We start from the raw sequence: 12660 nt of genomic DNA on the forward strand, positions 1-12660 counted from the left end.
ACTGCCGAGCATGGCGCGAACGATGGAAGGGTCATGCAGCCCTCGTGCGCCCTTCGGCTTTCGGCACAGCGTCCTCGCTGCGATAGCTGATCCGGCCGCACGAGCCGTGTCCCCCGACAGGCGCTTCTTGCCCGCCTCCAGGAACTCCTTGGACCAGCCGTCGTACATCGAGGCGGCGATCCCCTCGCGTCGGCACAATTCGGCGATGCTGTCCTCGCCACGCAAGCCTTCCAGCACCACGCGGATCTTCTCCTCGGAGGAGAACTGCCGACGTGTGGCCCGGACGGATGTCCTTGATCACCGCTTCTGCCGGTTTCTTGGCCGGCCCGGATGGCTGCTTCATCTTCGCTCCTCAGGGGCTACGATGAACCAGCCATCCTCCGTTCGTGAAGACACTCAATCTGTCCCACAGGCGCTGACGTCGGACACCTTCGCAGAGGCCGGGTTTTTCATGCCGAAATTAAATCAGCGCTTTTATTGGTGCGCGGTGGAGGTATGCGGAAAGGTATTCCCCAAACCCCTGAAATGTGCCACACAATCGATCGAAATTCTGTTATGGTATTTGGGTCGGCTCGAATTCTGGTCCCAAGCCTTTCGATGTCGGCAGCGGCCGAGTTAACCCCCCTGGTAATGCTCGGCCGCTTCTATCGATTGAACCGTTCAGTGTGTCATTTGTTGGTCTTCCGGGCCGGTCGAGGGCGCTGAGGGGGCGGCACAACTTGGCGACTTTGGCCGGCTTCGACCCGAACACCCAAGCCGGTGAGTAGGTCCTCGAACTTCGGCTGAAACTCAGGATTTTCCTGGAAGCGTGGCCGTGCCATATGGGGCCCGCTGGTTCCTGTCATGCCTCCCCCGGCACGAGATGACCGTCGGCGGCCGGGAACGTCCCCTGCGCACCCGGTCGCCTTCCCTTTCCCGCATTCACCACACCCTGGGATCGCTGCAACCCAGTAGCGATGACGGCGTTCTCAGCCCGGAGCCGGTTGGTCCGATGGGAGGGGGAGCTTTGCTCGCCCGACGAACTGACCGGCTTCACCATCTTGGCTGTCATCGAACGAGATCGCATCTGCTGCGTTGCCCCCGATGCGAAGCCTTGCCCTTGCTCTAATCCCCCTGTTATGCGGGGTCGCCTTTGCGCAGCCGATACCCATCCCCCGCGATGGCTCGCGCGCTTGTCCTCTAGGGTACAGCGGAAGCGGCAGCTCGTGCGTGCCCGTTTCCGATCGTTCGCGAGCGGCAGCCATAAACGCCTATATTGACATGGTCGGCCTTAAAGACCGCGCCAAATGGCATTAACGAGGCTCTGAGCGGCTTTGGCGTGCTTTCGGCGGTCCAAGTGCCTCACAAGCCTCTTGGCCGTCCTGAGTCTTCCTAGGCATTGAGGTTTATGTAGGCGATCAGCTGGCTGTTTGGCATATTGCGCCGGCAAATCGGGAACCACATGCCAGTCATCAGCCTCGGCCGTCTGCCACGATCAACGGCGGCGCGTGCTGCAATCATCGGGGCAACCCGTGCGCTGGAAGCTGCCTATCCAGTCCGTCGTGGTGGAGTTTTGCCAGACCGGCTTCCGAAGCCTTAGCAGCGCTTATCAACGCGCAGACGAACTCAGTGCTCCAGACGGTAGCTGACGCGGCCTAAGGCCAGAGCCTTCTGGACGTGCGCCAGTGACGTGCGCCGAATACTCGTGGCATAAGCACAGCATGACGGAGATAACGACCAGCTACCCGTACACCCTTGAGGTCGAGCCGAACCCGCGAGCCAAGGACACTTGGCAATGGGCCATCCGCAAGCACGGGAAGCTGGTCCAGCGCTCGGATCGTGCGAAGCCATCTGAGGCGAAGGCACGGGTGCAGGGTACGGAGCAGATAGAAAAGCTGATCCACGGTGGCGGCGAAGAGCGTCGCTGAAACGCCGCAACGCGGATTACTATTTGACCAGCGGCGCAAGAGGAAGAGCCTCTCTTTGGCCGCCGGGCTGACGCACATCGCAAGCGAGCAAGGGCGCGCCAGCGGAGATAGCGGCCGCATCGGTTATGTCATCTGCCAACGCGAACAGGGCCGGCAGCACCCAGACGTGCTTACCAGCCCCGCTCACGTCGGCGTTTCCTCCCAAGAGTTGTGACCGTCTCTTGGATGAGCCCGTGTCTGCTATCTGCAGAATATCGTCAATGCGGCAAACTGCTGAGAATCATTGGTCTATTAAGGAAAATGGAACTTGGCATACAATATGCGATTGCTGCAGTGCAGCACAGCGATGGCGTCGCCGTGCTGCGGCCCTCATTGGGCGTTTCCTCCCTAGACTTCGGGCCGCTCCCTTACCGGGGCGGCCTCTTTTCGTTCAGGTCACCTTCGCAAGAACCCGCTGGATTTGTGTGGACTGCCAGAAGCCTCCGCGAGCAGCACGAATTCCGCGAGCATTCAATTCTTGAGCGATGGCGTGGGCACTGGTGATCCCGGATGCCTGAATATCCCGGATGATTGGCAGGAAATCGGCCGACCGGCGCTTAGCTTTCGTCATCGTGCAGCTTCCCCCTTCCCAGCCACTACTACCCTCATGCCCCCCACATAATCAGATGCGCCGGACGCATAACGCCAGATTGTCGGAAAAACAATCGGATACCCGACACATCGTTCAGGTTGCTATCAACCCTTTGCAAGCCTTGCGAAGGTCCGCTTTGACGAAGAAGTTAGAGCCGACGAGGCTGACCAGGGCTCAAGCTCAAAGCGCGTGCGGTGGATGTCGACAGGGATCCGCCTGCGAGGCTCGCCCGTTCGTCCTCACTACACAGGACCTCAACGTGCCGTAGCGCCTCGTCGGCCTGCACCGTCAGAACCGCGTAGAACGCACGTTCAGCTTCTAGCGAGGCATCTTCGCTGATGACTTGAACGAGGTGGGCAACGAGCTTGTCCTTTGGCATTGATCTCGCTCCGATGCGGTAGCGTCTCTAAATTGGGGAGCAGTTGCGTCATGCCCTCTCTAGCGTTCGCGAACGTTCGCACATCCGAGGAGGAGGATCTCGCCGCAATAGCGGCCATCTATGCGCATCATGTTCGTAACGGCACGGCCTCGTTTGAGATCGAGCCGCCAGACATCGTCGAGATCGCGCGTCGTCGCGTGACGTCGTTGCAGGGCGGCTATCCCTACCTTGTGGCCGAGCAAGGGAGCATGGTCGTCGGCTATGCGTATGCTGGCGCCTACCGTCCCCGTGCCGCCTACTGCAACACGGTTGAGACATCGATTTACCTGCATCCCGACGCTGTCGGGCGCGGCCTTGGAACACTGCTGCTCAAAGCTCTGGTGAAGGCGTGTGAGGTGCAGGGCTTCAGACAGATGATCGCCGTCGTAGGTGACAGTACCAATCGCGCCTCGATCCGCTTGCATGAACGCCACGGCTTTCGCCGTGTCGGCACCTTAGAGGCGATTGGCTATAAGCACGGACGCTGGCTGGATGTTGTCCTGCTTCAGCGTGACATCGGTGAAGGGGCGTCCTCGCCGCCTCAAGCACGCAGCGCCTAATAGGCTGACTTCGTCTCCTGTGGATCTGAGGCGAAACGCCTGCTCCGGAGCGAAAGGCCAGGGCGCGCTCATCACCCGCAGCGGACTTTGCCGCATACGGTGAGCCTGTCGGCATAAGGATCGGATACCTGACAACACCAAGTTATGCGCTGAATGCAAGCATGTCTTTGGGTGCGTACCAGTCACACTGCTTCGAGCAAGATCGAAGCTTCGAAGCCGTGTTTTGGCTGCGTAATGGCTTCGGTTTTGTCCGATATAAAATATTCTTAAGCAGAAGTATCTGCTCGGTGTCTGTGGCAGCTACAGGCGGTCAAGAAAAGACGGTACCGCAGCGGTTTTGGTTTCTGGTAAGGGTATAAGCAATCTTGCGGCAGTCTTTCTAAAATTCGCCCGCCAAGCCTGCCCGCACGCCCTGTTGATTGGCCTGGCTGTAGCTATAGCCGGCGGTCAGAGCGATTGGTATCGCGGTGTCGAGTCGGTGTGCCAGCCCGATGCCGCCGGCCCACTCGCCTCGGAACGTGGCGCTATTGACCGTCCAGCTTGTCTTACCCCGCTGCGAAGGCATCGAGGCCGAGGTCATTGCCATGGCAGCGGCAACGCCCTGACGTGCTTCTCGACGCGTTGCAGTGGCGTACTGACTGACGCCGCTGATCTGTGCGCCCAAGGCACCAACTTGGTTCGCCAGGTTCGCGATATGGCCTGGTCCATAGTCGGAGGTCGCGAGATTGCCGGAGGCATCAGCCGTCACGAAAGTAGTGGCACCTGTCTGGGTAGCTCTGCTCTGAGCAGAGCCCACACCTGCTAGAGTGTAGCTGTTGCGCTGGGTTCCGATCGCAACTTGGTTGGCTCGTGTCGTGGTCACGCCAGCCCCAATCGCCATCGCGTTGTCCTGCTTAGCCACCGCACCTCGTCCAAGCGCGACACCGTCAGTGCCTTCAGCACTGGCATTCACGCCGATGGCTGTAGCACCTGCGCCGCTCGTGTTAGCCGAGCGACCCAACGCCGTGCTGTTCTCGCCTGTCGCACTGGCATAGGCGCCAAACGCCGAGGCTTCGTTCCCGCTGGCCAGAGTGTTGAAACCGACAGCGGTCGTTGGATCGGCCACGGCCCGTGCGCCGTAGCCGATGGCCGTGGCTCCATCCCAGGTCGCTTGAGAAGCCGTGCCGATTGCTGTCGCGGCAGCCGCCATCGCCTGGCTTCCTTGGCCGAAGGCCGCGCTGTCGACGCCACTCGCCATGCTGCTGGCGCCTACCGCGGTTGTTCGATCGGCTATGGCATCGCTGTCGTTGCCGATGGTGGTGGTCGCAACACCGCGTGAGTTGGTCATGGAGCCTACGGCGACGCTCGCGCTTCCGATGGCCTTGGCGCCATACCCACTCGCGTAGGCATCGGTACCGGAGGCGACCGGCTTTGCCGCACCCCGGCTGTTGTTTGCCCGTACGGGGAAGTCCTGAAGCTTGGTCTCGACAGCCTGCGCCGTCGTGTTGAGCTGGCCAAGGTTGACCGCGTCACCGGCGGCCTTGCCGTCGGCGACACCGCTGACCTGACGTGGTCCTTCCGTGCCGGACACGTTGACAACCGTGCCTCCAACCTGTGCCGCGACATTGACGGATCCGCCCGTGCTCGTTGGCTGTACCGTAACGCCTCCCCCGCCCGTACCGCCCTGCAGCGAGGCAAGCTTCTGCGTTACCGCACCAATCTCCGAGCTGTTCCGGGCCAAAGCCGTATCGACGGCGCTCAGGGCACTGCCGACATCCGCGTAGGTGCTGCCGCGGATGGTGTAGCTCGGCCCCGTCCAGCCAGCCGCGGCATCGAAGCGGGCCCCGCCGCCGAGCATACCGGCCAGCTGCGTGTTGGTGGCAAAGAGCTGCCCACCGTTGATGGCATCGGTCGAAGCACTGCTCAAACCGCCGCTGGCGACATGGACGATGCGCCGTTCGGCCCCGACACGCCCGACCGAGAGCGTAGCGGCCTGATCGGCGAGCGAGCCATTCCCCAGAGCAATGGCGCGGTCTGCCGTGACCTTTGCGCCCTGGCCCAGCGCGAGGGCATCGCGTGCGGTGACGGACGGCGTCGCCAAACCGGACTGATTGCTCGCGGCTAGCGGCAGATCGCCGATGCGCGCGCCCACCCCCGTCACCGCCGCGTTGAGCTGAGCAACGTTCACCGCATCACTGCCGGTCGTGCCAGCGGTGAGTCCGGTTAGTTTCCGCGTGCCCTGTGAGCCGTTGAGATCGACGACGCTGCCGCCGATGCCTGCCGCCACCGTGATGTTGCCGCTGGTGACGTTCTGCTGCACGAGACCGATCGTGCCATCGTCCAAGCTGCCCCGCAGTGCGGTCAGCGAGGTCGAGATCGTGCCCACCTGCTGATTGGTGCTGTAGAGCTGCCCTCCATTGACTGCATCGGTGGAACCCGCTGCGATCGTGCCACCGGCCACGTTGACGATGCGGCGCTCAGTTCCTGCGGCTCCAACCGAGACCGTATCAGCCTGCGTCGCCACCGAGCCACTGCCGAGCGCGACCGAGCGCGTTGCGCCTGCCGAGGCGCCGTATCCAAAGGCAACAGCGTCGCCCCCCGTGGCCGCAGCGATCGGCAGGCCGGATTGACCGTTGATGGCAACACCCGGTGAACTGCCGGTGCTTAGGTTCGTCAAGGCTGAGTTGAGCTGGCCGACATTGACGGCATCGTTGGCGCTGAGGCCGCTGGCGACGCCCGTAACGCGCCGATTACCCGCGCTTCCGGACAAGCTGATCTGGGTGCCGTTCGTGGCCGCGCCGACGCTGAGGTTGCGGCTGGTCGGATCCTGCTGCACGAGCCCTAGGGTACCACCGGCGATGCCGGACTGCAGACTGGTCAGGTTCGCCGTCACGCCCGTCAGGTTGGCCGTGTTCGTCGTCACTTGTCCCTGGAGGCTCGTGACCGTGACGGCATTGGCTGAGCTGGCGCGCTGCAGGGCCGCGATGTCGGTGCTGTTCAGGCCTGTACGTTGATCGAGGGCCCCGATGGCTCCTGAGACGGTGCCATAACTGAGCCCGGCAACCGTGAAGGTGGGGGCCGTGAACGTTCCGGTGGCAGCGTCGAAGCCAGCACCCCCACCCAAGGCCTGGCCAAGGCTGGCGAGCCCTCCCTGCACGCTTGCGACCCGGCCAGCGGTCAGTGCCAGGGCCTCGTTAGCCGCGTAGAGCTGCCGCCCGGTGACGGCATCGCTTGAGCTAGCGGATACAGTCCCATCGCTGACGTTGACGATGCGGCGCGTTGCAGTCGCGGTTCCGACCGACAAGGTGTCGGCGGCATCGGCGATTGAGCCTGCACCGAGCGCGACGCTGCGAGTACCTGTGGCCAGGGAGCCGTAGCCGAGGCTGACAGCATCGCGCCCCATCGCTTGTGGCAAAGTAAGACCCGAGAGATTGTTGCTGGCGAGCGCCGTTACGCCACCGCCGCCGATCCCTGCCACGATGGTGTTGAGCTGCGCCAGGTTGACGGCATCGTTAGCGCCCGTTGCGGCAGCAACGCCGGTCACACGACGATCGGCGCTCCGGCCGGCAACACTGACGAGGCTCCCGCCCGTATCGCCGGCAACCGTGACGGCTCCGGCAACGCCATTCTGCTGCACGAGGCCCACGCTGCCGTTGGCTAGTCCAATCTGCAGGTTGGCAAGGCTGCTCGCGGTGCTGGCCAGACCGCTCGAGTTCGTCGTGGTCTGGCTCTGAAGCGTGGTCAGGTTCGCGGTGTTGTTGGCAATCTCGCTCGTATGGGTGCTCACCTGACCCTGGAGGCTGGCAAGACCGGCGGCATTGCCGGCCACGGCCTGGTTCGTCGCTGAGAGCTGTCCGCCATTGACCGCATCGGTCGAGCTGGCTGCAACGCTACCGGCGGCAACCCCTGTGACCTGTCGAGGGCCTGAGGTCCCGGCAAGGTTGATCCGGCCACCATCGCTACCACTGCCGACCGAGAGATCGCGGGTGATTGCGTTCTGCTGTACGAGACCGATCGTCCCGTTCTGCACGCCGGAGCGCAGGGTGGTGAGATCGCCCGTGGTACTCGCTAACGACGTCGCCGTCGTCCCGAGCTGACCTTGCAAGGTGCTGAGTGAGGCGTTGAGGTTGGTGGTCGTACTCGTGAGTTGGCCTTGTACGCTGGTGACGGCCGCAGCGTTGCCCGCTAGCGCCTGGTTCGTCGCGTTGAGCTGCGCTCCATTCACGGCGTCCGTCGAATTTGCACTGACGGTTCCGGATGCGATCCCACTGACCTGACGCGCACCAAGCGTCCCAGCGACGCTGACGCGCGTGCCATCCGTGGCCGCGCCGAGGGTCAGGGTGCGACTGGTCGGATCCTGGCTGACGAGGCCGAGGGAGCTGCTGCCGATGACGTTCTGCAGGCTGGTAAGACCCGCGGTGTTCGAGGCAACCTGTTGGTTGGTGGCGTAGAGCTGCGCACCGTTGATGGCGTCTCCTGAGCCACTGGCGACAAGGCCGGGCGCCAAGCCATGGATGCCAACGGCGCCAAGCATGCCGCCCTTACTGAGGTCGATCGAAGCGGTCGCCGTGCCGTTGCTGCCGGGGACGTACTGCACCGACAGGGTATCGAGAGCCCCGAGAGCCCCGCCGACCGAAGCGTATGAGGTCCCGCCGATGCTGTAACCTGGAGCTTGATAGCTGCCCGTCACAGCATCGAAGCTGGCACCGCCCCCCAGGGATGATGCCAGGGACTGACCCGAGGCGCGCAGCTGCGTGAGATTGACCGCATCGTTGCCGTTGATCCCGGCACTAACGCCGCTCAAGCGACGGTCTCCGCTCAGTCCTGCAATGCTAAGGAGCGTTCCGTCGGTTCCTTTTCCAATTGTTAGTGCGCGCGTGACAGCATCCTGCTGAACGTGGTTGGGCAGGCCGGTGACTTGATCTTGCAGGATCTGCAGGTTCGCTGCCGTAGTCGAGATTGCTGTGGTGTTGCCAGTCAGGCGAAGGTCGAGCGCACCGAGGGCCCCACCGACGTTGTTGTAGGAGCTGCCTTGAACGGTAAAGCTCGGCGCCGTGAACAGCCCGGTGGTGGCATCGAACTTGGCACCGCCTCCAAGTCCATTGGCGAGATTGCTGCCGACACTGGAGAGCTGCCGTAGGTTGACGGCATCGGTTGGCTTGGTCCCACCCGCGACGTTGACGATCTGCCGCTCGGTACCCGCGTCGCCCACCGACACCGCGCCGCTGGTCGACGCAACCGTGACGCCACTGAAACTTTCCGCCGCTCCAGACAGACCCGCGCGGTTTGCAATGGAGCTGCTTCCGAGCGCCACAGCGCCTGCAACGCTCGCGTTGCTTCGTGCACCGAGGCCGAGAGCCGCAACGGCCGTACTGCGCGCGTCGGTGCCGAGTGCAATGCCATCATCGGCACTGACGCTACCGCGCAAACCGATCGCGAGCGCTTGATTGGCGGTCACGCTGGCACTTGATCCCAGTGCGATGGCGTCAGTCTTCGCCGCAGCAGTGGCAGAGCCACTGCCAAGCGCGATGGATGTGACGTCGCCCGCGTTTGCCACTGTACCGGTGAGACTACCCAGACCAGTGATGCGGCCACCACCGATTGCAAGTCCCTTATTAGAATTGAGGGTCAGGGTTGAAGCGCTCAGGTTACAAGCGCTAGGACTATTGGCGCTGATCAGATTACCGTTTGCGTCGAGAACACCCACGCGCAGGGTGACATCAGAAAGGGGGGCAATAATCCCCTGGTTGATGTCGCCGACAAGACCGGTGAGCGTCGACGTCAGTCCATTTACGAGACTGAATGAATTTGTGATCGGCGCTGGTGATGTCAGATGAGGCAGCTTAACGCTGAGACCCGCACAGACATCAACAAGGGAGCTTGATTGCGCCTGCGCAGAGGTGGCGCATAGCAATGCAAACAGGCTCGTCGATGAGAGAACAAGTCCCCGGAATGGACTTATAAGTCCGTTCCGGATCTTATCATGCCCTTCAATTTCGTCAGCGTTGACTGCCTCAATCCACATCATCGACCGAGTCACCAATTCGTGATATGATCGAAGTTAATAACACAGTTGGTTAATGAAAATATAATGGGAGGACCGGGCGTGCAATCTTCGTTTCAAGCTCGATCCATTTGACAAGTTTGCAACATGTATTTGCTGGTCATTCGAAAAGCCGCGCCTGGGAATTGTACGTTAGAAAACAGACGTACGAGAGATTTAGGCTCGCCGCCTGCCAATATGAATTCATAATTCAGATCGCTGAATTACATATAAATCTACTAGATGGAAAATTTCCGTATAAACTTATTTATCTCGAGCAATAATATATAATCAATACTACAGTTGCAAATTTGCAATTTTTGTAATATTTTTAAATAAATCTTTGGTCCTAAGTTATGATCGATAATCGTCGCGTTCATTGAAAACATACTCTAAATAAATCATCTGTGGCTTTATATAGGAATAACAAGTTTGAATATTAACATAAGATCGAGACGCCCTCATCAAAACAATTTGTAATAGCAATTGCCAATTAGATATCGACTTGATGTTTTTGGTTGCGACCTATTTATAGCACCGATCATGTCCTACCGACGCACCCAAAAACATGCTTGCCCCCCTGATAAAAAAGCTCGAACGCCGCTTCACAATCTCCAAAGCCGATCGGGCAGCTCTTGAGAGCCTAAACGCCTACGTCGCACCCGTCCGCGCTCGAAATGTCTTCATCCTAGAAGGAGATGCTCCTGACCATGCGCACCTCATTCACAGTGGGTTTGCCTGTCGCTACAAAGCCTTAGCTGACGGTACTCGTCTGATTTTGGGCTTCCTAATCCCAGGAGATTTTTGCGATCTCAACGCACACCTCCTCGGATCCGTCGACTACTCAGTCCGAACTCTCAGCGATTGCGAAATAGTCCAGATACCACGTGAAGCACTAAGTAATACCCTCTCGAGCTATCCTATTTTGGATCAAGGCTTTCGTTGGATGAGCCTGTTAGATGAGGGCATCTTGCGTGAATGGCTCATCTCAGCGAAGTGCCGCTCAGCTGAAAAACAGGTTGGACATCTATTTTGCGAGTTTTTGCTGCGCCTCCAAGCTGTCGGTCTATCTGAAGAGGATAGTTACGATCTGCCTTTAACCCAAGCTGATATTGGCGACGCAACCGGACTTTCTACGGTTCACGTCAATCGTATGCTTCAGAGATTAAGAAGTGAGAAGCTGCTAGAATTTAGAGATAAACGTGCAAACATCTTGAACGTCAAAGCGCTTACAGCCTTCGCAGAGTTCAATCCCCGATATCTTCACCTCGGATCTGAATTGAAAGGCACCTGATGACAAGCAGCCGCATCACCAATCGAGCTGTCCGGGTGAAGGAAAGCACTTAATAGGCTGTTTGATCCCGTGGTTTCAGTGTCGGGATAAATGCGTTTCTCCTCCCTGGCGCGTGCGTTTGTGAGACCTATGTGCTCTTGCCAAATGCATTCGGAGAACCCTGTGCCTCGCTACTTCTTTGACACGTATGATCGTGTAATGACGCGCGATGAAGAAGGGACGGAACTCGCCGGTCCGGATGAGGCTGCTCAGGAGGCGAAAAAACTTTTGCCTCTTATCGCGGCGGGTGCAGTGCCAGCAGATGGTGAGCATCAAGCCTTCACGGTAATGGTTACCGACGAGGGGGGACGCTCCATCTACTCAGCTGCCCTATCATATGTCGGGACATGGCTGGTCAGATGACAAAGCTTAGTAACAAGAAACTTATGTGTCAGAAGTAGCCTCTGCTACTTTAAGAGTAGTCTAGGTTTCTATTTACTTATCTCATACGCTGGGAACTTCTGCTTGGAGACAGCTTAGTGAGGCATCGATCTACGACCGGGTTGGGGCCGAAAGCGGAAAGCACCCCATGGTTCGCACTACTTATTCAGGCAGAAAATCCTGTCCGTGAGAGCATGCCCGCACGGACACCTTGAGCTTGCCGGAAGGACTGTCCGTGTGGGCCGCGACGATCCAACGGACGGTAACTTAAGCGGACAGGGATTGTACGAACGGATCCCAAGCGTCAGAGCGCAAACGTGCAAATCTGCACTTTTAGGTGCTAGAGTCGGAGGCAGGCAAAGTCGTCCGAAGGCGTCCCCTGCCCCTACCCAACTTGCAGCTACTCGCCAAATCCCGAAGCGGCGGGTTGCGCGACGTGAGCGAGGCCAAGCCTGCATCTGCGTCGCGCGAGAGGTAAATACCGTGGCTGGCTCGGACGGCCAAAGGGAAGGCACGTGCTCTCTTCAACGATCCGCTCGCCTAGTGTCCGCGTGCAAGGCCCACGTTCGCGCGGATCCAGTTGGGTGAGAGGATGTCGCCCTGTTCTGTCACGATCCAAGGCTGCGCATCGCTGGTGCTGATCGCATCTGCCGCAGCGGTAAGGGCATCTCGCAGAGTAGGAAACTCTCGGCCGTGAGCCGTATGGGCCGGCTTGTGCCCAGGCCAGATCGTTAGTTCAGCGCGCCCATCGAGGTCGCTGCGCGTCATGGCAGTGCTCCGCTTTCTGCGTGAGGACGAGGCTTAGAGCTGGAGAGTGGCGCCTATTTGACGGCCATGCCTCCGTTTCGTGTCAACATGTTTGATGTCGGGGAGCCTCAGCCCGTGCGTAGGCCCTGGTCGGCCTCGGCTCGCCAGGCGTCCCGGTCCTGCTCGGCCTGGGCCAGCCGGGCGCGTAGGGCCTCAATCTCGGCGTGCAGCTCGCCTGCGTCGACGGCGAGCTCCACACATTGGTCCTGAACCTCCGCGAGCTGCTGGCGCAGCTCAGCGTTCTCGACAGCGAGGGCCAGAAACTCGGCAGTGCGCTGTGCCGTGTCGTGCATGCCGTCCTCTATCCGACTCAATGCCGAGACGCCGGGTCTACCCAAAGCTTCCAAGCGTCGCCACGCACGACGCGGCTCCAAGCCGCGACAAACGCAGGCTGAGCGTACGACCGTCAGCGGAATAGCGGGAGCCCTGCTCCAAGCAGGCATAGGCCCCCGATCAATAGGCCGCCGCCGATGCTTTCGAGGACAGCTTGTTGCCGAGGCTGCTGCGCGGCGACGCCGGCCGAAATGACCCCTGATACCAGACACACAAAGCTCAGAACCGCCATTCGCATCTCCCTGCCTGTTTCTCGCAGGCAGGGATT

General features: G+C 60.2%; 7 protein-coding genes and 1 pseudogene. 4 read left to right on the forward strand and 4 right to left on the reverse strand.

The genetic code is table 11. The features are described from left to right. Positions 1-93: 93 nt before the first annotated feature. Positions 94-343: pseudogene (locus CRT23_RS21240) on the reverse strand (transposase); the annotation flags it as partial. A 1357-nt stretch (positions 344-1700) separates the two neighbouring features. On the opposite strand from CRT23_RS21240, the gene CRT23_RS21245 reads away from it, so the two are divergent. After that, on the forward strand, positions 1701-1907 hold the full coding sequence (locus CRT23_RS21245; RefSeq protein WP_103711675.1) for a hypothetical protein: 207 nt from the start codon (positions 1701-1703) through the stop codon (positions 1905-1907). A 430-nt stretch (positions 1908-2337) separates the two neighbouring features. Here CRT23_RS21245 and CRT23_RS27935 read toward each other — a convergent pair whose 3' ends face one another. Beyond that, complete coding sequence (locus CRT23_RS27935) at positions 2338-2517, reverse strand: recombinase family protein (RefSeq protein ID WP_146056449.1); 180 nt, start codon at positions 2515-2517, stop codon at positions 2338-2340. Between the two features lie 450 nt (positions 2518-2967). On the opposite strand from CRT23_RS27935, the gene CRT23_RS21255 reads away from it, so the two are divergent. Next, the gene (locus CRT23_RS21255) at positions 2968-3516 is read left to right on the forward strand and encodes a GNAT family N-acetyltransferase (protein WP_103711677.1); all 549 of its coding nucleotides are present in this window, start codon (positions 2968-2970) and stop codon (positions 3514-3516) included. A gap of 379 nt (positions 3517-3895) precedes the next feature. Here CRT23_RS21255 and CRT23_RS21260 read toward each other — a convergent pair whose 3' ends face one another. Further along, a complete protein-coding gene (locus CRT23_RS21260) occupies positions 3896-9523 on the reverse strand; it encodes a hypothetical protein (protein ID WP_103711678.1) in 5628 nt (1875 codons plus the stop codon). Positions 9524-10106: 583 nt separating this feature from the next. Between CRT23_RS21260 and CRT23_RS21265 the strand changes: the two genes are divergently transcribed. After that, the gene (locus CRT23_RS21265; protein WP_103711679.1) at positions 10107-10832 is read left to right on the forward strand and encodes a Crp/Fnr family transcriptional regulator; all 726 of its coding nucleotides are present in this window, start codon (positions 10107-10109) and stop codon (positions 10830-10832) included. A 162-nt stretch (positions 10833-10994) separates the two neighbouring features. Beyond that, entirely contained in the window at positions 10995-11234 is a 240-nt protein-coding gene (locus CRT23_RS21270) for a hypothetical protein (protein WP_103711726.1), read from the forward strand. An 893-nt stretch (positions 11235-12127) separates the two neighbouring features. Here the strand turns inward: CRT23_RS21270 and CRT23_RS21280 are convergent. Continuing rightward, positions 12128-12352: a hypothetical protein gene (locus CRT23_RS21280; RefSeq protein WP_103711681.1), complete on the reverse strand. Its 225-nt coding sequence runs from the start codon at positions 12350-12352 to the stop codon at positions 12128-12130. Positions 12353-12660 lie beyond the last annotated feature (308 nt).

It is taken from the genome of Methylobacterium sp. V23, assembly GCF_002917135.1.
GTDB lineage: Bacteria > Pseudomonadota > Alphaproteobacteria > Rhizobiales > Beijerinckiaceae > Methylobacterium.

Excerpts from the sequence above, each read along its gene's own strand:
- CRT23_RS21245 (WP_103711675.1), top strand. The coding sequence starts at position 1,701 with ATGACGGAGATAACGACCAGCTACCCGTACACCCTTGAGGTCGAGCCG.
- CRT23_RS27935 (WP_146056449.1), bottom strand. The coding sequence starts at position 2,517 with ATGACGAAAGCTAAGCGCCGGTCGGCCGATTTCCTGCCAATCATCCGG.
- CRT23_RS21255 (WP_103711677.1), top strand. The coding sequence starts at position 2,968 with ATGCCCTCTCTAGCGTTCGCGAACGTTCGCACATCCGAGGAGGAGGAT.
- CRT23_RS21260 (WP_103711678.1), bottom strand. The coding sequence starts at position 9,523 with ATGATGTGGATTGAGGCAGTCAACGCTGACGAAATTGAAGGGCATGAT.
- CRT23_RS21265 (WP_103711679.1), top strand. The coding sequence starts at position 10,107 with ATGCTTGCCCCCCTGATAAAAAAGCTCGAACGCCGCTTCACAATCTCC.
- CRT23_RS21280 (WP_103711681.1), bottom strand. The coding sequence starts at position 12,352 with ATGCACGACACGGCACAGCGCACTGCCGAGTTTCTGGCCCTCGCTGTC.